The sequence below is a fragment of the Roseimicrobium gellanilyticum genome (assembly GCF_003315205.1).
In the GTDB taxonomy this organism is placed as follows: Bacteria; Verrucomicrobiota; Verrucomicrobiia; order Verrucomicrobiales; family Verrucomicrobiaceae; genus Roseimicrobium; species Roseimicrobium gellanilyticum.
The window spans coordinates 155,624-180,155 of record NZ_QNRR01000006.1 but is presented as its reverse complement, the minus strand read 5'-3'; the positions used below and the strand labels follow the sequence as shown (position 1 = coordinate 180,155).

25 protein-coding genes and 1 tRNA gene are annotated in these 24,532 nt (G+C 60.1%); 13 read left to right on the top strand and 13 right to left on the bottom strand.

Features of this window, described 5'->3' with window-relative positions:
• Nucleotides 1-125: 125 nt before the first annotated feature.
• Entirely contained in the window at nt 126-1,436 is a 1,311-nt protein-coding gene (locus DES53_RS17525) for a DUF6807 domain-containing protein (protein ID WP_113959589.1), read from the bottom strand.
• A 370-nt stretch (nt 1,437-1,806) separates the two neighbouring features.
• Nucleotides 1,807-2,664: a LamG domain-containing protein gene (locus DES53_RS17520; protein ID WP_113959588.1), complete on the bottom strand. Its 858-nt coding sequence runs from the start codon at nt 2,662-2,664 to the stop codon at nt 1,807-1,809.
• Nucleotides 2,665-3,472: 808 nt separating this feature from the next.
• On the opposite strand from DES53_RS17520, the gene DES53_RS17515 reads away from it, so the two are divergent.
• The 6 genes from DES53_RS17515 (at nt 3,473) to DES53_RS17490 (ending at nt 10,893) form a co-directional block, all read left to right on the top strand.
• Nucleotides 3,473-3,949: a hypothetical protein gene (locus DES53_RS17515; RefSeq protein WP_113959587.1), complete on the top strand. Its 477-nt coding sequence runs from the start codon at nt 3,473-3,475 to the stop codon at nt 3,947-3,949.
• A 159-nt stretch (nt 3,950-4,108) separates the two neighbouring features.
• Nucleotides 4,109-5,341 (top strand): TolC family protein, encoded by a 1,233-nt coding sequence (locus DES53_RS17510; RefSeq protein WP_113959586.1) that lies wholly within the window; start codon nt 4,109-4,111, stop codon nt 5,339-5,341.
• Nucleotides 5,342-5,370: 29 nt separating this feature from the next.
• Nucleotides 5,371-6,663 (top strand): efflux RND transporter periplasmic adaptor subunit, encoded by a 1,293-nt coding sequence (locus tag DES53_RS17505; protein WP_113959585.1) that lies wholly within the window; start codon nt 5,371-5,373, stop codon nt 6,661-6,663.
• A gap of 19 nt (nt 6,664-6,682) precedes the next feature.
• Entirely contained in the window at nt 6,683-9,814 is a 3,132-nt protein-coding gene (locus DES53_RS17500; protein ID WP_113959584.1) for an efflux RND transporter permease subunit, read from the top strand.
• A 113-nt stretch (nt 9,815-9,927) separates the two neighbouring features.
• On the top strand, nt 9,928-10,356 hold the full coding sequence (locus DES53_RS17495; protein WP_147263456.1) for a hypothetical protein: 429 nt from the start codon (nt 9,928-9,930) through the stop codon (nt 10,354-10,356).
• 186 nt (nt 10,357-10,542) lie between these two features.
• A complete protein-coding gene (locus DES53_RS17490) occupies nt 10,543-10,893 on the top strand; it encodes a DUF3147 family protein (protein WP_113959582.1) in 351 nt (116 codons plus the stop codon).
• A gap of 416 nt (nt 10,894-11,309) precedes the next feature.
• On the opposite strand, the gene DES53_RS17485 is transcribed toward DES53_RS17490, so the two are convergent.
• Nucleotides 11,310-12,110: a tetratricopeptide repeat protein gene (locus DES53_RS17485; protein ID WP_113959581.1), complete on the bottom strand. Its 801-nt coding sequence runs from the start codon at nt 12,108-12,110 to the stop codon at nt 11,310-11,312.
• An 82-nt stretch (nt 12,111-12,192) separates the two neighbouring features.
• Between DES53_RS17485 and lexA the strand changes: the two genes are divergently transcribed.
• The 6 genes from lexA (at nt 12,193) to DES53_RS17455 (ending at nt 18,011) form a co-directional block, all read left to right on the top strand.
• Nucleotides 12,193-12,804, top strand: a complete 612-nt coding sequence (lexA, locus tag DES53_RS17480) for a transcriptional repressor LexA (protein ID WP_113959812.1) — start codon at nt 12,193-12,195, stop codon at nt 12,802-12,804.
• A gap of 14 nt (nt 12,805-12,818) precedes the next feature.
• Nucleotides 12,819-13,487, top strand: coding sequence for a glutathione S-transferase family protein (locus DES53_RS17475; RefSeq protein ID WP_147263455.1), 669 nt, complete (start codon nt 12,819-12,821; stop codon nt 13,485-13,487).
• Between the two features lie 256 nt (nt 13,488-13,743).
• Nucleotides 13,744-14,796: an isocitrate/isopropylmalate family dehydrogenase gene (locus tag DES53_RS17470; protein ID WP_211325590.1), complete on the top strand. Its 1,053-nt coding sequence runs from the start codon at nt 13,744-13,746 to the stop codon at nt 14,794-14,796.
• A gap of 9 nt (nt 14,797-14,805) precedes the next feature.
• Nucleotides 14,806-16,722 carry an aldehyde dehydrogenase family protein gene (locus DES53_RS17465; protein WP_113959578.1) on the top strand — a complete coding sequence of 639 codons (1,917 nt, stop codon included), beginning with the start codon at nt 14,806-14,808 and terminating at the stop codon, nt 16,720-16,722.
• 150 nt (nt 16,723-16,872) lie between these two features.
• Nucleotides 16,873-16,958: transfer RNA gene (locus DES53_RS17460), tRNA-Leu, on the top strand.
• 366 nt (nt 16,959-17,324) lie between these two features.
• Complete coding sequence (locus DES53_RS17455) at nt 17,325-18,011, top strand: hypothetical protein (RefSeq protein WP_211325589.1); 687 nt, start codon at nt 17,325-17,327, stop codon at nt 18,009-18,011.
• Between the two features lie 826 nt (nt 18,012-18,837).
• On the opposite strand, the gene DES53_RS17450 is transcribed toward DES53_RS17455, so the two are convergent.
• The 5 genes from DES53_RS17450 to DES53_RS17430 form a co-directional block, all read right to left on the bottom strand.
• Entirely contained in the window at nt 18,838-19,296 is a 459-nt protein-coding gene (locus DES53_RS17450; protein ID WP_113959577.1) for a hypothetical protein, read from the bottom strand.
• Nucleotides 19,293-19,511 (bottom strand): hypothetical protein, encoded by a 219-nt coding sequence (locus tag DES53_RS17445; protein WP_113959576.1) that lies wholly within the window; start codon nt 19,509-19,511, stop codon nt 19,293-19,295. The genes DES53_RS17450 and DES53_RS17445 overlap by 4 nt, the downstream gene beginning before the upstream one ends.
• 26 nt (nt 19,512-19,537) lie before the next feature.
• Nucleotides 19,538-19,801, bottom strand: coding sequence for a hypothetical protein (locus tag DES53_RS17440; protein ID WP_113959575.1), 264 nt, complete (start codon nt 19,799-19,801; stop codon nt 19,538-19,540).
• Nucleotides 19,802-19,839: 38 nt separating this feature from the next.
• Complete coding sequence (locus tag DES53_RS17435) at nt 19,840-20,034, bottom strand: helix-turn-helix domain-containing protein (protein WP_113959574.1); 195 nt, start codon at nt 20,032-20,034, stop codon at nt 19,840-19,842.
• 179 nt (nt 20,035-20,213) lie between these two features.
• Nucleotides 20,214-20,411 (bottom strand): hypothetical protein, encoded by a 198-nt coding sequence (locus DES53_RS17430; RefSeq protein WP_113959573.1) that lies wholly within the window; start codon nt 20,409-20,411, stop codon nt 20,214-20,216.
• A 212-nt stretch (nt 20,412-20,623) separates the two neighbouring features.
• Here DES53_RS17430 and DES53_RS17425 point away from each other — a divergent pair, with 212 nt between their 5' ends.
• Nucleotides 20,624-20,896 (top strand): hypothetical protein, encoded by a 273-nt coding sequence (locus DES53_RS17425; protein ID WP_113959572.1) that lies wholly within the window; start codon nt 20,624-20,626, stop codon nt 20,894-20,896.
• Nucleotides 20,897-20,899: 3 nt separating this feature from the next.
• On the opposite strand, the gene DES53_RS17420 is transcribed toward DES53_RS17425, so the two are convergent.
• The 5 genes from DES53_RS17420 to DES53_RS17400 form a co-directional block, all read right to left on the bottom strand.
• A complete protein-coding gene (locus DES53_RS17420; protein WP_113959571.1) occupies nt 20,900-22,705 on the bottom strand; it encodes a hypothetical protein in 1,806 nt (601 codons plus the stop codon).
• Nucleotides 22,702-23,136, bottom strand: coding sequence for a hypothetical protein (locus tag DES53_RS17415; RefSeq protein WP_113959570.1), 435 nt, complete (start codon nt 23,134-23,136; stop codon nt 22,702-22,704). The genes DES53_RS17420 and DES53_RS17415 overlap by 4 nt, the downstream gene beginning before the upstream one ends.
• Nucleotides 23,137-23,168: 32 nt before the next feature.
• On the bottom strand, nt 23,169-23,774 hold the full coding sequence (locus DES53_RS17410) for a hypothetical protein (protein WP_113959569.1): 606 nt from the start codon (nt 23,772-23,774) through the stop codon (nt 23,169-23,171).
• The gene (locus DES53_RS17405) at nt 23,771-24,007 is read right to left on the bottom strand and encodes a hypothetical protein (RefSeq protein ID WP_113959568.1); all 237 of its coding nucleotides are present in this window, start codon (nt 24,005-24,007) and stop codon (nt 23,771-23,773) included. Before DES53_RS17405 ends, DES53_RS17410 begins: the two co-directional genes overlap by 4 nt.
• A 108-nt stretch (nt 24,008-24,115) precedes the next feature.
• A complete protein-coding gene (locus DES53_RS17400) occupies nt 24,116-24,511 on the bottom strand; it encodes a hypothetical protein (RefSeq protein WP_113959567.1) in 396 nt (131 codons plus the stop codon).
• Nucleotides 24,512-24,532 lie beyond the last annotated feature (21 nt).

Here is a 24,532-nt window from a genome sequence, read left to right as displayed (position 1 = left end):
GGGACTTATGCAACCGGGTGTCTCTGGGGGAGCGGGTACGAAGAAACGAAAAGTACGAATAACGGACCGTCTGACGGATGGCCGCGTCTCGCAGTCCCTCTATCAGTTCCGGTCCGGCCCGCGCATCACTTCACCTCCACTTTCGGTGGCTGCGCATAGTCCATCCATAGACGCTCCAACTCGTTGGCGTCCGGCTTGCCATCCATGAGGACGAAGCGGTACTTCAGCACGAGGGGCTTGCCGGGTTCGATGGACCAGTCGCCATCCGCAGACGGGGCCACGCAGAGTTGCGGGTTCTTCGGGTTCAGGCGCAGGGGCTGGGGGAAGCGGAAATTGTCCGGGTGGATGAGCACGGTGATGCCGGTGGGAGTGCCCTCCACCTCGCCGCCGAGCCAGACCCAGCGAGCCTTCGTGGCGTCGCCGGTTTTGCGGTCGTGGCCGCTGCTGGTGAGCATGGTCACCTGGTCCACGGCATCCCACAGGGCGCTGCCGCGCACGCCGAGGCCGCCGTAGTGGTACTTCGGCAGTTTCAGGGGTTCCTGACCGGTGACGGTCTGGGTGGAGGTGAGGTCCAGCAGGTAGACGCCGGGCAGCTTGCCTTTCTCCTTCTCGCTGGAAGGCGGGGTCGCGGCGGCGGTATCAGGGTGTCCCATGGTATGATAGGCCTTGAGGTCCCACGTTTCCAGCATCACCTCCCGCTCTGTCCCGGTGGTGTGATCCAGCCAGCGGTGGGTGCTGGTGAAGCCGCCGTGCACCGGGCCGCTCCAGTGGTTTAGCAGCTTGTCGAAACGGATTTCCCCCGTGAGCTTGCCGGACTTGTCCTTGCCCATGTTCCAGAAGTCAGGATGCCCCGCCCCGAATTCGGTTTTTGTCCAGGACATCCAGATGCCGCGCTGGTGTGGATGGTCTGGTGGATGATTTCCCGTGAGCAGTTTTCCACTGGGTGAGTACACGGGATGCAGGTGCGCGCCATGCGCAAAGGCCTCGGACGTGCCCGCAGGCACCGGGCCGGGCGTCATCTGGTACGTGGCGATGAGGGTACTGAGATTTGGAATCGTGTCGCCCGTCGACTTCGCGACGAGGTTTAGCGAGCCGTCGCCGGGTACCACGTCGATGCCGGAGGTGCTGTTTCCCACCGGGCTGGCGGGGACGAGCGTGAGCGTGCGGCTGGTGCCCTTTGCCAGGCTGGGGAGTATGAATGAGGCGCGGCCCTCGGAGTCCACCTGCACGGGGACGTCGGTTTCTTTTGCCGAGAGGGTTTTGTCATGCCACTTGTCGCCGAGGGTGAAGGTGACGACCGTATTGGTGCGGTCCTGCTCACCTGCCTGGATGGTGATGGTGGGGTCTGCGGAGAAGGCAGATGTGGTAGGAAGAATGAGCGCTGCCGCGAGAAGGGCGGAGAGAGAACGGGGTGCAAAGGGTGGAGTCGCGGGCATGGCGGCAGTGGGTGAGGAAGGGGAAAGAGGCAAAGCGGGATCGTCGCAGGTAACGCGGTTGGGTGGAGAATCCTTCGCGGATGGTGGCCCGTATGAAGCGGCTCCGTCAAGGTGCGGCTGCTTTGGCTGCCGTGGATGGGAAAGGGTACGATGGTACGAATTAGACGATACTCAGTGCGTTTGACGGATGCATCACCACATGAGGTGAGCGCAGGCCCAAGGAGGGGGAACGCCTCGTTCCCCTGGGCGCGTGAATGGTTGCGAGGCTAGTGTACTACCTCACATGCATTTCGCCCCCTCGCGAAGGGACTCGCGAGCTACGTAGAGCTTCGCTAACGCGAGCTATGTTGGGTTTCGTTCGCTCCGCGCCTCAATACAAGTCCCCCACGCCGCCCTTCAAGTTCATCAACTCCTTCACCTCCGCTGCGCTCAAGGGACGATTGAAGACGGCGAGGTCATCCAGATGTCCCACGTAGGCAGCACCGAGGACGAGCAATACTTTCGTGGGGTCCCAGCCGAGGGTGAGGTCCCAGCCTTCAATCGCGCCTTGCAGTTCCCCATTCAAATACAGTTTCCCTGTGGGCTTGCCATCCTTCTCGTTCAGGCGCTCCAGGGTGAAGACGGCGTGGGTCCACTTCTCGCGGGCGAAGGGCGCATTGGCCACCTGCACCATGGGACGTTTCTCCATGGTGGCCCAGTCCTTGTTGTCGGGATTCCACAGATGCACCAGCGGGCGGATGGCATAGCGGAAGAAGCGCGGGCGTTCATCGCGGGACCACTCCAGGAAGATGAAGCCCTTCTTCGTGTCATCTCCCACAATCTGCACCGGGTCGCAGTAGCCGGGCTCCAGGTCCTGGTCAGGTGTCAGGCGCAACCACACGGAAACCGTCGCGCTCCAGCTCTTGTCGTTGTAGCCCAGCACGCCGTCTTGGCCGCTGTACTGCGGACGTGTGCCACCCTTCTTCGTGAAATGCAGTGCTTTGCCATACTTCGCGCCATCGCTCACGATTTTCACCTCGGCATTCTCCGCGGCTGGCACGGTCTCCTTGCCCTGCTTCACGGTGCAGGCCTTGCTGCCCTTGGAGAAGTCGGCGTCGAAGCCGTGGTCGAAGGACGCGTGGAAGGTGAGGGCCTCCTTGAGCGATGCGGGCGGGGTGCTCTGCGCGTGTAGAGAGGAGGAGAGGACGGTCAGTGCCGCGAGGAGAATGGGGAGTGCGGTGGGTTGCATGGTGGGAGGTGGTTTCCGGTGCGACGGTAAGCGGTGCGACGGTAAGCGGTGCGACGGTAAGCGGTGCGACGGTAAGCGGTGCGACGGTAAGCGGTGCGACGGTAAGCGGTGCGACGGTAGGACGGTGTATCAGGAGCTATCAGGCACAGCACAGACACTTTGCTCCGAGGTGAAAGGAAAGGTGTCAGTCAGGTGCTCCTACGCAGGGCAGGCACCGCTCTTTTCCTGTGCTGCAAAAATGAAACACAATGGCACCGGCTCCAGGCAGAAAAGTAGGATTTCTGGAGGGGGATGATCCCGTGTTGCACGTGAGTTTGTGCGCTGAGAAATGACGCAGAACATTCCCTGGAGACGTCTCGTGAGTTTGGTGGCGTCTAAAAATGCAGAGTGTACCAATACGTGCACCACCTTGCGCGAAGTGCTTTGGAGTGCGCGTGCGAAGCACCGCTTTTTGCGGCGCGACACCATTTCCAATACCCACAGCGCAAGCAGCACCCCTATATCCTGTCCTTCTCCGAGGTCGGTTATCTTCGTCCGACTGCATTCCCACAGCCCCTCCGACCGCAAAGTTCCCCACCAAAGCGGTGCTTCGCACGTGCACTCCAAAGCGCTTCGCGCAAGGTGGAACATGCTCAGGGTTGCCGTTGTCAGTCGTGCCTACGTGTTCACGAGACGTTTTTGCAGTCCGCGCCCCTTTTTACCCCCTCTTTACAGACAAGATTCCTTCCGCATTGAACAAATCCCCACAGCCCCACGTCATACAAGCGCATTGACTTTTGCCCGGACCCTCGCGTAACTTCCCGCCTGCATGAACCGCACGGTTAGATCCTTCGTAGTCCTGTTCGCGCTTCTGGCGCTGGCGGGCGCGCAGGTGTTTGGCCTGCAGCGCGGGTTCCTCTGCGAGTGCTCAGGCGAGGCCGTGGAGACCAGCTACGAGTACTGCCACCACGTCCATGGAGACCTGCATGCTCCCTGCGAGGAGGACCATCACGAGCACGATGGCACCGTTCCGCGGAATCATGAGCATGAGAATCAAGGTGGCTCCCATGAGCACACCCCGCTGAAGGTGAATCTCACGGCCGCCTCCCAGGGCAAGGACACCACCGCCTCGGTCGCTGTGCCGGTGCCGGTCCTCATTGCCATAGCAGAGCTTCCTGACTTCCTTTCTTTCCTGCTGGCCGCTCCGGGCGATACCACCCGCGAGAGCGCCACGCTGCCGTACATCCGCAGTAGTGGGCCTCCCGGCATCCGGGAAACGGCCAAGTGCATGGTCCTGCTGATTTGAGGCAGGACATCGCAGCGGCATGTCCCGCTGCTTCGCGTTGATAAACCCTGCGCGGCTTCGTCATGCCCGCGTGGGAGTGTTCCTCCAACGAACCCTGCACTGTCAGTTCATTCCCTTTTCCTTCCACCCCTGCTCTCACCCAGCAAACTCCGCATCTCCATGCGCTCATCTCTTTTTCTCACCCTTGTCACGCTCTTCGCCGTGCATCTGCCTGCGGACCTCTCCGCCAGGGAGGTGCGTGTGCCGTACAGCAACGTCGCTGCCTACACCTTGAAAAACAATCCCGCCCTCGCTGCCGCGCGTCTGCGCATTGAGGAGGCAAAGGGCCGCCTCATCGGAGCGGGCCGTCTTGCGAATCCGGAACTCGGCATCGACTTCAAACGCGATGATCGTTTCTACGAGGGCACCTTTGGCGTGTCCTTTGACCAGAAGTTCCCCGTCACTGCGCGTCTCCGTCTGGAAAAGGTGGTCGCGCAGAAGGAGATTCGCGCCGCTGAGCTGGAGGTGCGCGAGGCCGAGCGCAAGATGATTGCCGAGGCACGGCCCCTCGCTGTGAAGCTGCTGTCGCTGGACCAGCAGCGCACCCTGCGCCAGCAGCAGGCGGACCTCGCGCTGAAGCTCTCCGACTTTGCCGCGAAGCGTGCCCAGACCGGGGAAATCTCCGCACTAGATGCGGCCCAAGCGCAGGTGGATGCGCAGCGCATCCTGCTGGAGGGTCGCCAACTGGAGACGGAACGCACCACGCTGCTCGGCCAGCTCAAGCCCATGCTTGGCGTGCGGGACACAGACAGCCTCGCCATCACCGGCAGCCTGCCCGCGATGACCAATGGCGCTCCCAAGGGCAACTGGGAATCCCGCCCGGACTACCTGCTCTCCAAGGTGCATGAGGACGCGGCCCGCTCACAGATTGAGCTTGCCCGGTCGAAGAAGTGGGAAGACTGGACGGTAGGTGCGTTGTTCGAGCATGAGCGCTCGGAGGATGCGCCGGAGGGCTTGGACAAGACGCCCTTCTTCGGCGTGCGCGTCTCTATTCCGCTGCCCTTCTGGAACAAGAACGAAGGCGAAGTCGTGGAGAAGAGCGCTGCGGCGCGCCGTGCCGAGCTGGAGACGAAGGCCCTCGCCTTCCTCATCCGCAATGAAGCCGCCGCCGCCCGTTCCGAGATGAACGCGTATGCGAAGCTGTCCAGCGAGACGAAGGAGAAACTCCTGCCGCTGGTGCTGGAGCAGACGGACAAGCTGGAGAAGGCCTACCAGAGCGGTCAGACCGACCTGCTCACCGTGCTGCGCGCGCGAGAGCAGCGCCTGCAACTGGAGGCCGCCGTGCTGAATGCCACGCGGGACTACCACCTGGCCCGCATCCGCTACGAAGCCGCCACGAACAGCGGCCGCTGAACCCATTTTGTATCCATTTCTGATATACCATGAAACTTGAGAAGAAGATTTTTGCAAGCCTGCTGGCGTTGCTGTGCCTCCTGGCAGTGCCATGCACCCTGAGCGCCCGTGAGGGGGCTCCAGGAAAAGCACACAGCCATGGAGACAAAAAGACCTCCAAGGAGGAAGCCCCTGCCAAGGACAAGGAAGAAGGCGAGCACAAGCGTGCCGAGGGCGAAGAGCACGATCATGACCATGAGGAAGCCGAAAAGGCCGACCCCAACCGCGCGACGAACACCGTGGTGCTTGATGAGCAAGGTGTGAAGAACCTCAACATCGAGACCGCGGAAACGGAAGAAGGTGACTTTGAGGAAACCATCTTCGCGCTGGGTCGCATCGAAATCCTCCCGGGGAAGAAGGCCATCGTCAGCAGCCGCATTCCCGGCCGTGCCTTCTCCGTGCTCGCGCTTCCCGACCAGGAAGTGGACCAGGATGAGGAGCTCATGTGGGTGGAGAGTCGCCAGCCCGGTGACCCACCTCCCACCGTCATGCTGGGTGCGCCCATCGCAGGCACCATCGCGAAGGTGAACATCGCCCAGGGGCAGCCCATCGAGCCGAATGACTCACTCATCGAAATCGTGAACCTGGAAACCGTGGAAGCTGCGGCCTACGTGCCGGAGCATCTCGCGGGAAAACTCAAGAAGGGGCAGAAGGCACGCATCAAGATCGCGGGCTATCCGGACAAGGTATTCGAAGCGGAGCTGGCGCACATCGGCGCGTATGCGGATGAAGAGAGCGCCACCATCGAGGCTGCCTTCCACGTCGCGAACCCCGACAAGGTATTGCGTCCTGGCATGCGTGCGGAGTTCGCCATCGTGGTGAGTGCGCGGGAGAATGTGCTCTCCATTCCGAAGGAAGCCGTGCAGGGAGATGCCACCGGACGCTTTGTCTTCATCAAGGACTACGATCTGAAGAACGCGTTTGTGAAAACACCGGTGGACTTCGGTGTCAGCAATGACCAGTCCATCGAAGTCATCAGTGGTCTCTTCGCCGGGGATGAAGTGGTGACGAAGGGCGCGTACACCCTCACCTATGCGGGCAAGGGCAGTGTGAGCTTGAAGGAGGCACTCGATGCCGCCCACGGCCACCCGCACAATGAAGACGGCACCGAGATGACGGCGGCGCAAATCGCCGCTGCCAAGAAGGGCGCGGGCGGTGGCGACCACGACCATGACCACAGCCAGTGGACCATGGTGGCCATCTTCTTCGCCGCGACCACGGGTCTCCTGCTGGCATTGCTGGTGGTGAGCATGTTCCTGAAGCGCCCGTCCGCTTCCGCCTAACCACACCCGGGATCCGATCATGCTGAACAAGCTCATACGCTTTTCGCTGCACCATCGACCTTTGGTGCTGATGGCTTCCGTGCTGCTGATGGTCTTTGGCTATCAGACGCTCACGAAGCTGCCGGTGGAAGTGCTGCCGGACATGACCAAGCCGACGGTGACACTGCTCACCGAGTGCCCCGGCCTCGCGCCGGAGGAGGTGGAGATGCTCGTCACCCAGCCGCTGGAGAGCGCCATTCAAGGTGTCGCCAGTCTGGACCGTGTCAGGTCAAACTCAGACGTGGGCCTCTCGCTGGTCTTCGCGGAGTTTGCCTGGGGCACGGACATCTATCGTGCACGCCAGCTCGTGCAGGAGCGCGTGCAGGCCGTGCTGGGGAATCTGCCCAAGGACGTGACGCCCGGCATGACGCCGGTGTCTTCACTCATGGGTGAGATCCTCCTCGTAGGCGTGAAGAGCAACAAGAAGCCCGGTGAAAAGGGCTACATGGAGCCTCGCGACCTGCGCACCCTCGCGGACTGGACCCTGCGGAGGCGCTTGCAAAGCATCAACGGTGTCGCGGATGTGCTGAACATCGGCGGCGGCGTGAAGCAGGTGCAGGTGCAGCCCGACCCAAATCGCATGCTCGCGTACGATGTGAGCCTGGAGGAAATCAACATCGCCACCGCGAAGGCGGCGGGCAATGCCACCAGCGGCTACCTGCAGGCTGGACCAAAGGAAATCATGGTGCGCAACCTCGGCATGAGCACCAGCCTGGAGGAACTCGGCAAGACCGTGGTGAAGATGGTGAAGGATCGTCCCATTCTCCTGCAGGATGTGGCGAAGCTGGACTACGGCGTGCAAATCATGCGCGGTGACGCCAGTGTGAACGGGCAGATGGGCGTGATCCTCAGCATCGATAAAGCGCCTGGCTTCGATACGCTTCGCCTCACGGAGCAAATCGAGAAAGCGTTGGAGGGCCTAAAGCCCACCCTGCCGGAAGGCGTGGAGTTGGAACTGCTCTTCCGTCAGGGGGACTTCATCACCCATGCCATCGACAACCTGAAGGAGGCCATTCGCGATGGCGCCATCATGGTGACCGTGGTGCTCTTCCTCTTTCTGCTGAGCATCCGTACGACCTTCATCACGGTCATGGCGATGCCGCTGTCATTCGCCATCACGCTGCTTGTGTTCCGTCTCTTTGAAGTCAGCGTGAACTCCATGACCCTCGGTGGTCTCGCCGTGGCCATCGGCATGGTGGTGGATGATGCGATTGTAGACGTGGAGAATGTCTTCCGGCGATTGCGCGAGAATGCTTCGCTGGCCAATCCGAAGCCGCGCATGGAAGTCATTGCCACCGCGTCCGGTGAGGTGCGTAACTCCATCCTCTACGCCACGGTGCTCATCATCCTGGTGTTCCTCCCGCTGCTCGGGTTGGAAGGTCTGGAGGGTCGTCTCTTCACCCCCATTGCCATCGCCACCATGGTGAGCATGGCGGGTTCGTTCGTGGTGTCGCTTACGGTCATTCCCGTGATGTGCTCGCTGCTGCTGAAACCGAAGGAGGGCAAGGACCATGGCGATGGCTTCGTGGTGCGTGCCATGAAGAACCTGGTGCGTCACACCTTCCTGCGTGCGGCGCTGGGCGCGCCGCTCGTGGTGATTGCCATCGTGGGAGCCCTGATGGTGGCCGCGTTGCTGCTCTATCCTGTGATGGGCAAGGAGTTCCTGCCGGCCTTCAATGAAGGCAGCGCTACCATCTCCCTCGCGAATGCGCCGGGCACCTCGCTCGCGCAGACGAATGAAGTGGGCGAGCTTGGTGTGAAGATCCTCATGGACATCAAAGGGGTGAAGAGCGTGGGCCGCCGTGCCGGACGTGCCGAGCGAGATGACCACGTGGTGCCGGTGAGTGTGAATGAGTTCGACGTGGAGTTCGACGAAGGCGGCCGCCCGCGTGAGGAGGTCTTCAAGGAGATTCGAGAGAAGCTGGCTGCGATCCCCGGCACCGCGGTGAATGTGGGCCAGCCCATCGGTCACCGACTCAGTCACATGCTCAGCGGCGTGAGCGCGAAGATTGCCATCAAGGTCTTCGGTCCGAACATCGATGTGTTGCGCGAGAAAGGCGCGCAGATACGCGACATCGGCCAGAAGATTCCAGGTCTCACGGATGTGTATCTGGAAGCGCAGGTGCCGATTCCGCAGTTGAAGATTGAGGTGAACCGCGAACGTGCCATGGCATATGGCATCCAGCCCGGCGCGCTCAATGAACAGATGAGCGCTCTCATCGGCGGCACCGCGCTCACGGAGTTGCGCGAAGGCGAGCGCAGCGTGGACCTGGTGCTGCGCCTGCCTCCCGAGTGGCGCGACTCACCGGAGAAGCTCGGTGACGTGCTCGTGGAAGCCGCGGGTGGACGTCGTGTGCCCTTGCGCCTCGTCGCGGACATTCGCGAGAGCAAGGGGCCGAACGTCATCAACCGCGAGAACACGCAACGCCGCATCGTCATCAGCGCGAACACGAGCGAGCGTGATCTGCAATCCATCGTGCAGCGGTGGGAGAAGGAAGTGAAGGAGAAGGTCGACTTTCCCGAGGGCTACTACCCGAGCTTCGAGGGTGAGTTCCGCGCGCAGCAGGAGGCGGCCAGGACCATCGCCTTCTACTTCGTGCTCGTGCTCTTCGCGATTGTCATCCTGCTCTACGGCTACTTCCGCAGCCTGTCACTCGCCTTGCAGGTGATGCTGAATATCCCACTGGCCCTCATTGGCGGTCTCGCGCTGACGTGGTTCCTCATCAACAACATCAGCATCGCCACCATCGTGGGTTTCATCGCCGTGGGTGGGGTGGCAGCGCGCAACGGCATCATGATGATCAGCCACTATCTGCACCTCATGAAGCACGAGGGTGAGTCCTTCGGTCCGCAGATGATCATCCGCGGCACGCTGGAGCGACTCGTCCCCGTGGTGATGACGGCCTTGAGTGCGGGCATCGCTCTCATCCCGCTGCTGTTGTCCGCACATGAACCGGGGAAGGAAATCCTGCATCCTGTGGCCGTGGTCATCGTGGGCGGCCTGGTGTCTTCCACGTTGCTGGACCTCGTGGTCACACCCGCCGTCTTCTACCTCTTTGGCCGAAGCGCCGCTGAATCTGCCGTCCGGAATGAAGCTCCCGCGGCACACTGAAAAACCAACCGACAAGAACTGACAGGACAAACATCGAAATCATTTCTGACTTGAATCAGAGAACCAACCCAATCGTCAAACCAACCCAAAGCCAAACCCACTAGATGAAATCCATGAAAACGAAATTGATGACCCTCGCGCTGGCGCTTGTAACCAGCTTTGCCTTCGGCCACGGCGGTGTGCCTCTCGGCCCCAAAGGCGGACGCCTGCTGGAACTCAGCAAGGATGAAACCGTACACGCCGAGGTCACCGTGAAGGATGGGAAATTTCAAATCGCGCTTCTCGACAAGGACCTCAAGCCCATGAAGGCAGGCGAGGGCACGCTCACCGCCACCACCGGAGATCGCAAGAACCCCGTGAAACTGGAAGTGACCAAGACGGAGACCGGCTTCACCGTGCCCGTGGTGAAGGATGGTGAATGGCTCATCGTCCAGTACAAGGCCACGCCCAAGGCCAAGGCTGTGACTGCCCGCTTCGAGTATGACACCGGCGAGTGCGGCGAGTGCAAGAGTCCCGAGTGGCTCTGCAAGTGCAAGGAGTGAGAAGGCTGAATAGATTTCTGCCAAGGACGCCCGCTGCCGTGAGAGGTGGCGGGCGTTTTTCTATTTATGATTGATGATTTGTGATTTTTGATTGGGGCAGCGCCTGCGGTTGAACTCGGCGCGAGCCTGCGATGCAGACATCTGGCACGCATCACTCCAGCATTCCAACACTCCAACACGTACCCCATGTTCTACTACCTCATCAAACTCGTGCTCAGCGCCGGCATCATCGTGGTGGTGACGGAGACGGCGAAGCGGAATAATTTTGCCGCGAGCATCATCCACTCGCTGCCGCTCACTTCGCTGCTGGCCTTCATCTGGCTCTATGTGGAGAAGAAGGACACCGCGCTGATTGCGAATCACGCCTTCGGCACCTTCTGGTTTGTGCTGCCCACGCTTCCCATGTTTCTCGTGCTGCCGTGGCTTCTGCGTCAGGGCTGGGGCTTCTGGGCGGCGCTGGGTGTGTGCATCGTGGGCACGGTGGGATTGTATTTTGTCACGATGAAGCTGTTGAAGGTGGCGGGGGTGGATTTGTGAGTGGGATTGACTACAAGCGACAGATCCAGATGCTGTGACGCGAAGCGGCCTTGGACTGTGACGTGCTTCAAAAGCCAGGCAACTGTCTGCGCCTCTGAATTGGAATTAACTTATTGAGATTTGGGCAATAGACTGACCAATTCCCAGTGTTATTCGACTTGGCCAAATACTCGAAGCAGACCCTGCCCTCCTCTCCTGGACCCCTTCAGGGTCCGAGGGTTTTTTTCGTCTACCAGGGTGTCGGTCGCCAAGACTCCCTAACCCCGGGCTGGGCTCCGGCAGCCCTTCAGGCTGCAACTTCGAATGTGCCATCCGTCTTGTGCCGCTTGAAGCTCTTCTGTCTGTCGATAGCGCAAGGGTCCATAGGCCCGCACCGCCATCGCAAAACCCTATTCACAAGGCCCGCTCTCCCCCCCTCAATCCTTCAGCTTCTCCTCCACCAGCTCATCACGAGCCGCGCCGAGGGCGACGGCTTTCTCATAGTGGCGTTTGGCAAGCTCCAGGGCCGGGGGCTTGCGCTCGAGGTACATGATGCAGAGATTGAAGTGCGCGTTGCCGTAGTTGGGGTCCAGTTCGATGGCGCGAAGCAGTTCCGCCTCGGCGGCGTCCAGCCAGCCGAGTTTTTTCGACACAGCAGCGAGGTAGTTGTGCGCACGGGCATCCGTGGGGTCCTCATGGATGGCACGGCCAATGGCGTGCAGGGCGTAGTAGAGGTCGCCCTTTTCATAACTCACCAGCCCCAGCGCGACCCAGGTCTGCTGCAAATCCGGATTGATGGCGACGGCGCGGCTGAAGAGTGCCTGCGCTTCCTTGAGCCTGCCCGCCTGCTGCTCCACGGCGCCAAGGTTGGCATGCGTCAGCGCATTGAGCGGGTCATCACGCAGCATCTGCTCGTAATACTTGCGCGCGGTCTCCCAGTCCTTGCGACCAAACGCCTGCGCGGCGAGTTCCGAGATGCTGGTGTTGTTCGGAGGAAGTGTGCCGGTCTTCATCTGGTTCGGAAGTCCGAGCGTGGCGGCGTCCTGGGGTTTTTGCCCGGCATCGGCACTCTCCTTGCCCTCCTCTTTTTTTGGTTCGTCCTTTGGTGGAACGGCAGGCTGCGCCGCAGCGGGCTTCGCGGCAGGTGGGGAGGCAGGCGCAGGCTTTGTTTCCTGGGAAAAAACTGGCGAGATGATGAGTGTAAGGAGCAAAATCCAATACTGAGCGGGGGCGGGCATGGCGCAAATATCCTCAGGGTGAGCGCGCAGGCAAAACAGATTTCTCTTGCCTGGCTGCCTGAACAGTGTTCAAATGCGCCTCATGCTTACCGAACGTCAACAGGAACTTGTCGGATTCTTACGCACCTACCAGCGTACGCACGGTGTGATGCCCAGCACAAGGGACATCCAGCAGCACTTCGGATTCGCCAGCCAGACGGCGGCGATGAGCCACCTGAAAGCCCTGGAACGCAAGGGCGCCATCCGTCGCCTGGCCGGCAAGGCACGCGCCGTGGTCTTCCCGGAAGACATGGAGCGCGATACGGTGGACATCCCCTTCTACGGCCTCATCCCTGCGGGTTTCACCGCAGACAATCCCCAGTTCGCCGACGGCAAGCTGAGCATGGACCTGGGAACGATGGGTCTGCGCCCGACCTCGAAACCTTTTGCCCTGAAAGTGCGCGGCGACTCGATGATTGGCGCCCACATCTGCCACGGTGACTTCGTCATCCTGGAGCAGAAAGAGCCCAAGCCTCGCGACATCGTGGCCGCCCTCATGGACGGAGAGACGACGCTGAAGCGCTACCTCATCGACAAGGGCCGCCCCTTCCTGCGTGCTGAGAATCCGGCGTACCCGGACCTCGTCCCCGTTCGCGAATTGTCCATTCAGGGTGTCATGGTGGGACTCTTCCGTCCCAATCCGAACGCCGCCTGACGCTGACAGTGACCATGAGCGCGAGCCTGACCCTCTACGACCTGCCTCACAGCCCCTACTGCCTGCCCATCAAGCGCATCCTGCAGGCGTATGAGGTGCCCTTCGAGATCGTAGACGTGCCGAACTGGGACCGCCGTGCGGTCATCGAGGCGAGCGGTGGGCAGTACTATCAGGTGCCGATGCTGGTACACGAGGGCAGGGCCATCTACGAAAGCAGTGCCGAGAGCAATGATGTGGCGCGCTATGTCGACAAGACCTTCGCGGGCAGCACCCTCTTTCCCGGGACTCTTGCAGGACTGCACGACATCCTCATCGCGTATCTCGATGATGAAGTGGAGGGCGCGACCTTTCGCTGCACGGATGTCTTTTACGTGCCCTCCATTGAAGACCCCGTGGGCCGCATGATGACCTTGCGCCACAAGGAGCGCAAATTCGGTCGCGGCTGCATCGACCAATGGCGGGCCTCCCTGGCAGAGCTGCGTGCAGGGTCCGCGAAACATTTCGCCCGCTTCGATGCCATGCTGCAGCATCAGCCGTTTCTCCTGGGCAGCTCTCCCGTGTTTGCAGACTTCCTGCTCTACGGCATCCTCACCAACTACACGTGGAAGGGTTGGAATGAACTTCCCCCGGACATGCCCACACTCAGGCTGTGGCTGGAGCGCATGCGCGGGTGGAGGGCCTGAGGGACAGGCACCTGAAAAACGACAGGGGCATCCCTGTCTGCAGCAGCCTGGGATATGGCAAACCCGTGTTCAAGGGTTGTCTCGCACCGGAATCGCGTTAGCATGGCGGTCAATTCAAAAACCTTCCCGGATGTCGTCTGTCCCCCGCCCCCCCAGACTCCTCCCATCGCAGGTTTCAGCAAGTCACTGCAGCAACTGGATCAGCGCGGTGACAGGCCTGAGCCCGCGGCGGCGTTTTGACACGCCACTCATCGGCGTGTTGCCAGGTGAAGGTATCGGCCCGCAGGTCACGCGCGCGGCATTGCAGGTGCTGGAGGCCGTGAGCGCCGTCACCGGCATCCGGTCGGAAGTGACCACAGGCGGCGACATCGGGTGCGATGCGGAGAAGACCGGTGGCAATCCACTGCCGGAAGACGTGGTGGCATTTTGCCGGGATGTTTTCGAGCGCTCAGGCGCCATTCTCAATGGCCCCGGCGGCAGCAGGTATGTGTACGACTTGCGCCGCCAGTTTGATTTGTTTTTCAAAATCAGTCCCATTCAGGCCCATTGTGGTCTGGCGGATGCATCCCCACTGAAGACGGACCTGCTGCAAGGGCTCGACTTGCTGATTGCGCGGGAGAACATCTCCGGTCTGTATCAGGGACTGGGTGACTCGATCATCGATAGCGATGGCGCTCTCATCACGCGGCACGCATTCACCTATCGCGAATCCGAGGTGATGCGGTTCCTCAACGCGGCGGCGCGACTCGCAGCCACGCGCCGGGGCATTCTCACCGTGGTATTCAAACAACACGGCGTGCCCACCATCAGCGCGATGTGGCAGAAGTGCGCCCAAGAGGTCGCCAGAATCCAGGGTGTGCTCTGCAAGATGGTGGACATCGACCTGATGGCCTATCAGTTGATCAGCCAGCCCTCGGAGTTCGACGTCATCGCGGCTCCCAACATGTTCGGCGATGTGCTTGCGGATCTCGCCGCCGCGCTGCTGGGTTCGCGGGCGATGTCCTTTTCAGGGAACTTCACTCCGCTGGGTCATGGGGTGTACCAGACGAACCACGGTGCGGCCTATGACCTTGCGGACACGGACGACGCAAGCCCTGTCGGCCAGATTCTTTCCCTCGCCATGATGTTGCGACACAGCTTCGGCCTGGAGGCAGAGGCCAGCGCCATCGAGCAGGGAGTCCAGCAAGTCTGGCGTGATGGATGGCGCACGCGGGAAGTGATGGCAGAAGGCGCGAAGCTGGCCGGTACGCGAAAGATGACGGAGCTCATCACTGAAGCTGCCGCGAATGCTGCGGAGAGGGCCCAGTAGCTTCTCCCTATGAAGCCAGTGCTTCTGCTCGTGGACCTCCAGAGGGACTATCTCGACGCGCCGGGATTGGAGCCTTCGGCCGGACAGCTCATCCACGAATGCAGCCGCTTGCTCAATGCCTGCCGGGCGCGGGGCATCCCCGTCATCCACATTTGGACGAGCGTCTCACGTGAACGCGATGAGCGCATGCCCCACTGGAAGGCGGCTGACAGGTGGCGCTGCGAAGTGGGGACCCCGGGGCATGCACCTCCTGCATCACTGGCGCCCCAGCCCGGTGAGCACACCGTGCACAAGACCGGATTCAGCCCTTTCACGAAGCCTGAGCTTGGGCATCACCTCGCGGAGGGCGGGTTCGACCATGCAATCATTGCCGGCGTGCATCTTCACGCGTGTGTGAGAGAGACCATCCTGGGGGCCTATGAGCGTGGCATGACGGTGTGGGTGGCAGATGGCGCCACCGGCAGCGATGATCCACTGCATGCCGCCATCACGCGGCGCTATCTGGGTCAGCGTGGGATTCGTTTCGCGAGTGTCGCTGACATCTCCGCGATGCTGGAGTGCAACGGCACCGTGGTAACGGCGGCCCGCCCTGCCATCATCCCGACTCACACGGATATTCCAGTCCCACGGCCTGCTTCAGAAGGGATGAATCTCGTCCCCATGGCAGAGCGCGCGCACCTTCTCGAAACTCTCGCCCGCCAGCTCGAGCATCAAGCTCATGAGCTGGCACGGGCCATGGCAGATGAAATCGGCAAGCCCGTATACCATGGCGAACGCGAGGTCCGGCACACGGCGGCCATGCTCCGCAAAGTCATGCAGCGCGCCGCGGACGATGCCGCCACCAATCACGGCGATGCACCGGAGGTGCGCCACCGCCCGCTTGGCACCGTGGCAATCGTCACTCCGTGGAACAATCCCTTTTACATCCCACTGAGCAAGATCGCCCCGGCCTTGCTCTACGGGAATACGGTTGCCTGGAAACCATCGCCACTGGCCCCTGGAATCGCGAGGCGTGTCATCCAGATGCTACAGGAGAGCCGCCCAGACCTTCCCCTTCCCAGCATCCTCACCCTCGTGGAGGGAGGGAGAGAAGCCGCCGCACAGCTCATGAATCACCCGGGCATCCATGCCGTCACGCTCACCGGTTCGCTGGAGACGGGTTTCAGTGCTCACGAGATCTGTGCACGACGGCATCTCCCCTTCCAGGCGGAACTTGGAGGAAACAACGCCGCCCTTGTGTGGGAAGATGCGGACCTGCCCGAGGCCGCACGCCTCATCGCCAAGGGCGCCTTTGCCCAGGCGGGACAGCGCTGCACCGCCAACCGGCGGGTCATCGTCCATACCTCCTGCAAAGATGCCTTCCTGTCGCACCTGCAGCAGGAAACGCGACGCCTGTGCTGGGGCGACCCGCTGCAGGAGAGCACGCGCATCGGCCCCATGGTGACGCCCGCCCACTGCGAACGTTTTCGGCGGCTCCTCGACCGTGCTGAGACTTCCGGCGGGACATTGACCTGTCCCCAAGAGGAGCGCGAACCCCACCCCTCGTGGGGGCATGAGGGAGCCTGGCATCCGCCCGCCATCATCTCCTGCGACAATCCACGCGCTGAAGTGGTGCAGCATGAATCCTTCGGACCGCTGCTGGTGATGCAAACCGCAAACCGCTGGGACGAAGCCATCTCACTTCTCAATGGTGTGCCCCAAGGGCTGGCGGCAGCTGTGTTCACCCGTTCCGAGGAAGTCACCGCGCGCTTTCTCGCGGATGCCCGAGCCGGGATTCTCAAGGTGAACCAATCCACCGCCGACGCCGGGCTCGACCTGCCATTCGGCGGCTGGAAAAGTTCAGGCATCGGCCCACCCGAGCACGGGCGCTTTGACCGGGAATTCTACACCCGTGCGCAGACGGTCTACGGCATCGGCCGCGGGTGAGAGGGATGCAACGAATCTGCCTCAGGCTGAAGCAAGGTAGAATTTACCGGACATCGCCCTCATCCGTAGTACGTTGCGCCGCGGATGGAACAATTGACGCTTGCGCAGTCAGCCTTGCTCTTCAAAAGACTCCATCCCGCAATGCCCAAGGCCGACATGGCGGAACCGGTAGACGCAACGGACTTAAAATCCGTTGGTGGGCGACCACCGTGCGGGTTCGAGTCCCGCTGTCGGCACTCTCTAAGTCGCTCACACTGAACACATACCTCTTGGTAATCGCCTTTGGCAGCTCATACACCAAGACGCATAAAGACACACCAAAACACACGAAAATACACTGAAAATTGGCAGTTTTTGGCAGTAGAACGCATATGAGCGCCACGATTTTATCTCCAGGCTCCCCGAACGAGGATGAAGTTTCCTTCGCTGAGTTCCTTGAGTCGTGCCCACCCAACCAAACGAGAGGCATATCAAACATCGTGGGTTCACACCAAGGGACCACACGTTATTGCATAGGACCAGAAATTCAGCTTCACTGCCCAAATGAGAAATGCAACGGCGTACGAGTGTTTAGACCTGCGAGTACGCCGCCTTTCCTGTCCGTGGAAGGCCTGAGGAACAGCTATTTCATCTACCGATGTTCGAACTGCCAAGTCTTCACCAAAACCTTCTCGCTGGCACTTCAGGAAAACAACCACAATGATGGGGGCACTGCGTACAAGTACGGAGAGTCTCCCCCGTTCGGTCCGCCGACCCCGGCCCGGTTGATCAGTCTAGCAGGCCCGGACCGCGACGCTTTCTTGAAGGGTCGGAGGTGTGAAAACCAAGGATTAGGCATCGGCGCTTTCATTTATTATCGCCGTGTCGTTGAGAATCAAAAAGCTCGGATCATCACCAGAATCGCGGATGTGGCGGAGCGCCTCCAAACTTCACCTAGCGATGTTCAGAAACTCCGTGCAGCGGCTACGGAGGACCAATTCGCGAAGGCTATGGAAATGGCTAAGCCATACATACCTCAAAGCCTGCTCATAGACGGCCACAACCCACTCGGGCTTCTTCACTCCGCCCTGAGTGATGGTGTCCACGCTCAAGCTGATGAACACTGTCTCGCTTTAGCAACGAGCATTCGCGTGGTTCTTGCGGAGCTGTCGGATCGCATGACGCAACTTTTGAAGGACGAAGCCGAACTGAAGCATGCACTGAGCATCATTCTGAAGAATGATGCTGCATCAAAGAGTGAAGAGGGGCCACCAAAAGGTTCCACCAGCAGCGCTGGAGGGGGCTTATGAAATTCCATTCCGGTCCCACCCCTGGCTTTCCGCTGGAATCGGAACCGGAATTTCACGCTGACACACGCACGAGCCCCCCTTGCCTCGAATAGTCTGTGGCCCGCCAAGTGGGAGCTTGGTTGGTCGTTCAAATGTGTTTGATGTGTGTGCCCGCTGGACGAATGGGAGTTCTCCAGCGGGTCTTTTTTGCGCACGGCCTGACGCTCGGCGAGGTCATCAAGGCGTGGATGATGTGATTCTCGCAGGAGCTTGACGCCCCTTCGACACGGCATCATGTTTCAGTGTTCCCGTCGGTGAGGGATTCACCACTGTTTGAGTCGGCGGGGACGGCGGCTGGCCTGGTGATGGCACAGAAGCAGCAAACAGCACCAAAGCGCCCTCAAACTGTTTCGACGGCTTGGGGGCGTGTTGCGTTCGGGCCTCTATTTTCCATTCCGGTCAGATCATGGACTTTGGTCGGAATTGGAAGGCGGAATGATTGGTCATCCACAAGGACCAAGTTCAACCAGTCACCGCGAGTGACTGGTTGATGGTCACTGAGGAGTACCATCTATTTAACTTCGGCAGTCATCCTCGATGACGACCGAGAAGGTGCGGTACCCAAGAGTGACCGCACCTCAAAAGTGCCCTACGCGACAAGGAGAGCACTTCTCCACGCGGTCCACGCGAATGACCGCGTGGACCGCACCTCCGTGGTGGTCGTGGTCGACCACGGGGATTTGGTTCCCGAGAGGTACCTATTAGGCGGTCGTTCCGCTCGACCGCCTAAACGAAACCCGCCAGCACCACGAAGGCACTGACGGGCTCGCATTCGCTCAAGGATGGCCTACCGCTGGCCAGACGGTGTAAGCGCCAGCCTTGCCCCTGCCAGCCTCTCCACGGCCACGGCATCACGTTCTATGGCCAGCTTGAGGCATAGCCACAGTTCGACGCCCGGACCGCCGTTCTTGGCCCGCTGCTTGCCCTCCTCGCCATGCTGGAGGCAGAATAGCACCCACTCGGCACGAAGCCGGTTGAGCTCCTCTCTGGCCTCCTGTGCATCGCGGTGGAGGTCGTCCAGGGTGGGACCCTTGGTGGCGTTCTTGCTCCCAAGCTTCCGGCCACGGCGCGAGGGCTTCCGCAAGGCTGCACCGACCGCCACTTTGCCGGTGGTGTGGTACTCCTGCAAAACCCTGTCCGTGCCGATGCGCACGAGGTGAGCCACGGAATGGCCCGTCTCTTCCGCGCAATCCTCGATGGCAGCGCCCATGCCTTTCCATGGGCCGATGAAGTAGGGGGAGTTCATACTAGAACCCCCTCGCTATCGGCGTGGAGCTCAGTGGCCGCGCGAATGTACTCCGGCAGCGCATCAAGCAGCACCTTCGCCTCCCGTGGACTCAGGATGACATGGGCAATGTCCTTCGCATTGCCATCGCCCTGCATGATGTTGATCCAGCCCGCTTCCGTCACACGCAGGAGGAATCCGTTTTGCGGAAGGAGCACGGTGTCGGCTGGAGCCATGAGCGGCTTTGTGTTTCGTGACCTCTTCATGCTGCGGCCCTCCTTTCCATGTGAGCGGCGCACAGCTTGGTCAGATTCGCGATGAACATCACAGCGGGGTTTTCGTGCCCCTGCTGGCTGGCCATCTTCCACAGCTCGCGATCCTTCGCCTTGGAGACGAAGATGCACGCATTCTTTCCGCTGCGGCTCTCCACATACTGAAGGCTCCGAAGGCCGGGCGCAACGCGGTAGTGCAGCCAGCGACCATGATTGCCGGGCTGGGGGCGGCGCGAGAACGGGACGCGGGGCAAGCCAGCGTGGCGAGGTCCGCGCTTGTCACCCCGCCATTTTACTTCTTTCCCTTTAGGATGGCGTCCAGCTTTGCGTTGAGGGCTTCCAGGGCGAGGCCTCGGGGTGTTCGCTGGTCGTTCTCCCAGCCTATCAGCGTGCGTGTTGGCACGCCCAGCCTTGTGGCGAACACTACCTGCGTTTCGCCCACCAGTTCGCGGGCGGCTTTCAGCTTGCGCACTAGCTCTTTTGACATACGATCTCATTGTTGATGATCCTCGGTGTAGGATTGTTACATGCGGGCTCGGTCGGTGGTGCAAACACTGGCCGGGCCTTTTGCTTCCTGCGGACTCCCGCAGTTCACAAGCGCATTATTACTCAATGCGTAACTTACTCAATGAGTAACTGCATATTATTTCCATAGAGGGGAAAGCCTTATGGCAGCTTCTCGATGAGATGGCTCAAGCACTTGTAGCGGAGCCATTTGATGACTTCAGTCTTCGGGAAGACGACGCCGCGCACGCCGGGGCGCTTTTCACCCCCTTGAAGGCGACCTCTATGCCTCTCCATGCAAATGGCGCTGGGGGTGCAGCCAACAATCTTCGCGAGCTGCGTGCTGGTAATGTCAGCCATGGCTTTTACGGGTGTACACGAGCAATGACCGCACGCCGTCACGCCTTCAACTGAATGAACCTTCGTTTCTCCACGTCGGCACAAGACTCAGAATCTTGTGTGCTCTCCTAGTGAAATCGGCTTTTGCTACGGATTTTCGACCAATTTGTGGTCAATCCGCACTGCGTGATTCCCCCTTGCATCCCGAAAGTTTTGCCGTTCCTTACCCGACCATGGGCATCATGACCAAAGTCTGCCGGTCCTACGCTGCGCTTCTCGCGCTGCTGGCCGTTGGACTCGGCTGCACGGTGCTGCTGGTGTTCCATGTGGTGGAACTGCCCAAGGCCGATCCCGTGTGGATGGTGAAGGTGATTTCCCTTCCTGTCACCGGGTGCGCGTGTGGCACCATCTTGTCCCTGATGTGCGTGGAATACAAGCGCAGGCGCGGTGAGTTGCGCATGCTGGAGGGTCTGGTCTGGCCAGAGGATGAAGCAGACCGCACGTAGGCCCTAGTCCTCGTGGGGCGCAATGCTGACATCTACACCGAGATGCCAGAGGTGCAGGTGCGGCTCTGCGCGAACGTTGGCCATCACCACAATCGTTCCATCCATCGGATCGATCTCTGTCCACTCATCCTCAATTGCCGTTGTCTCTCCAGTGAGAATAGTCACCTCGTGCGACTCCTCCTCAACAACCCAACTATTTGTAGCATAGGTGTATGTCTTCTTGTCGTACTTCACCTCAATGGTGACGGGAAACGGGCGGTTTGATGGAATGGTGACCTGAAGCTTGAACCTCCTCCGCAGCCTGGAGTATGCCGTCTCCCCAATGAACAGCCTGCGATGAGGGTTGGTCATGGTCGAAGGTGCAAGGTTCTCAGGGAGCGGAGTTCCCCATGCGGAATCGAGGTGCGAGTCCACGGGCTGGGTAATGCTATCGGTGGAGACAAGGCCGCTCAACGTCATCACCATTCCATCCGGCCACTGCCTTTGCGTGGCGGTGTACTGGCGGGACTTGCTGCCGAATGGATTGCCACCAACTCCTGACACGCGTTCAGGGTGCGCGGTGACTGAGGCACTCAGGGAGCTTTCGATATTGAAGAACTCGTCCACTGATTGGGAGCCAGAGAATGAAACGCCCGTCTCAGTGTTGAGGCCGGAGGCGGTTTCCGTGGCGTACCATTGCGCAGTCGTGCCAGTGTGGATGTATGCCGGGAAACCATATTTCACCTTCGAGGCATGCAAGTCTTCACTAACTATGCTCACCTGCGCCCTGCCTGGCATGGTCACAATGCGATAGGTCCCCTCAATCTCTGGAGCGGCAATATAGTGGTCGGCAGTCCGTGCAACTTGTGTGCCCGACTCAACTTCCACATCTTCCGTAAAAGGTTCCTCGCCGTAAATGTACTCACTCCCATCTGCCGGTATGAACACCTCTCTCCACTCAAATCGGATGTTTGTTGTTCCAGAGGGAAGCGGGATGCGTTGTGATATTCCATCCTCTCCACTCCGCTCTGCCATGTCGAATTCCAGCCGATAGAACCCGTCCCGCCTCTCATCTGCCGTGAGGTGGGCAATCGTTCCGTCTCGACCAGACACAAACCACATCTCAACATCTTCCCCTGTGGCCACGGAAAGATTGTGCTCAGCGCAGGCGAGTTTGTAGATTGCGACATCAAGGTCGCGTTGGATAAGGTCGAGTTGCCGTTGTCCTTCATAAAATTCAGCGTAGGCGTCTCCAACATTCGTTCTGGCAGTGATATAGAGATTGTTTTTGTCGTGGTAGATGTGATCTGAGAGCTGCGATTGAATCGCCGCCTGCTCTGCAAGGGCTGCGGCCACACCAGCCGGGTCGTTCCTACGCGTGAATGTCTCTTCTTTGATTCGCGCTGAGGTGTGAGCGTTCTGAAGCTGGCTGTAAGCGATTCGGGCTGATTGCATCTCAGCCAACGCTGAATCCGCCTCAGTATTCCGGTCTCCGACAGCCTCGCTCAACAATTCCTGCTCCAAGGTCTTGTCGTCGAAAATCACCTGGGCGTCGTCCCTTTCGCTGGTCGCAACTTCAACCGCATCTTCGAAACCTTCCTCGCACGATGGATTTTCTTCACCGCATCCGCCAAGTTCAATGTCTACGACGCATTCGTAGGCTGGTTGGTCTGCGCCAAGAGATATTTCCGGGTCTGTATCGAGTGCCGCTCGCCGGGATGCAATCAGGACTGAGCCGAGCCATGGGCCGCAGCAGTTTTCACACGGATCAACCTGCTTTGTCCAGTGGAGCGCGGCTTGGTCTTGAGCTGTTGGGGTTGGGAAGATCATCGTTTGAATTTCTCAATCCACTTCTGACCAAGCATGCTTTCATCACGGGCGAGGATCTGGATCTCCCGTTCATGCCGGGTCCAGAACTCCTTTTCCAAATCGGGATGCAGGAGCGCCCTGAAGCAGTGGTGAAGCTGCCCTAGCTTTTTCTCTGCCTGCTGCCTGCGCTCCTCCCGTGCGAAGGGCAAGCAATTGTCGGGCCGCTCCGAGAGCTTCGCGATTGCCGCCTGAAGCTCTTCTTCACCGGGGATGCAATGGCGGATGCACCGCACGTGTGGAAGCTGTGCCCATTCCCGAAGCAGGATGAGGGCTTCATCACTGTTCACGAAGTACGTGACCGCAGCAATCTGCGCCGTCTCTCTCGCCGTGGTGGTGCAGAAAGTCGCCAGTGAAGCGCGGGCCGCGATGAGTTGGGGAGATTCAAGGTTCATGGAAGGAATGAATACTTTGATGGCTTCCGGCCCTACACCACGCTGACAACCGCATTCACCTCCAGTCGTCCTCTCGCGCTCCCGTCAGGAATTCCGGTGACTTCTCCAACCAAGTTTGTCACAGTCGTCTGGCCGACTAACTGATAGTTCTTGAAGACAGCGAGCAGGATATAATACTCGCCTGTGTTGTTCGGGCCGTACGGCTGGTTGATTTGCGCATCCGTCACGATTGTTGCGCTCGTCAGCGTGGCATTGTTGACGTGGTCGTGGACCACAAGGAGAGAGAATTTTAGTTTCAGGTAGACCCAGCAATCAAAGAGATCGACTTCCAGGTGCGGCTCTTCTGAGATTGGAATCCCTTCAAGGGTCGGGTAGATGCCATTGATTGTCCCTGGAGCAACTTGGATGATGTTCCGGTTGTGCCTGAGGCGGTATCTCCTCACGTAAAAGGGATGCCTGGGGCGCGGTGGTGGAGGTGCTGGGGCCAACTCAAGCACACGACCAGCAGGCAAAGGCTTGGTGAACATGCGGTGCCGCGTTGGAAGCGGCGTCTGTGCGACCGTGTTCTCACGGAAACGGGCCTCCTCGCCAAACTTGTGGTGGGTGCCGGGGTATTGTGGGCCTTGTGCGCTGCTCATGGTAAAAACATGTGGATCCACCGGGTTCCTTTTCTTGTCTCGATGGCGGAGAGGTGGACAATCTCCTCGTCGTATTCCGACCAGAACTGTTTCCGTGCGCTCCGCGTGTTGAGTGCGGACGCCATGACCTGCAATTCCTTCAGCCGGTCTTCTGCTGCCTGGCGGCGGGCTTCTGCGACCTCTGCTTCGGTGACGCGTTCCTCAAGTGGTGGTTCAAGGTAAACGGTGCTCATGGCGGTCTGAGGTGTATAAGATGTGGTGAGCGCCCCGCCGGGCTACTTTTCCATGTTCAATCTGGCGGGGCGCTCGATGACCTGCACAAACGGGTGCAGGGCAAATTGTCAGATAGGCATGCGGTAGAAGCCTCCACCGTTGCGCCCGAAGAACTCGACTGGGCCGTCCTTCACGAAGGGGTGCGCAACATGCACAAATCCATCCTTGAAGCTCAAAAGCTGCACCTTCAAGATGCCAGATGGAAGCGCCCGCGCCTCGTGGAAGCCGACAAACTTGGCCTTGAGAACTGCAAGCTCGCGCTCCTGGTCCATGGTGCGGATACCCTTGGCGCTTTCGTAGATCATCACGGCTTCGTTTTCCACGCGGGCAGGCTCAACCGGGGTCGTGCCCGGTGGGTCACCCGTGACAAAGTTGTTGAAGCAAGTGAGCGTGTCGAGTTCCACTTTGGAAAGCGCGGCTACTTCACTCGTAGTGAGGATGGGTTGCTCTTTATCGTAGGGCATGGGGTGTATCAGGGTGGAGGT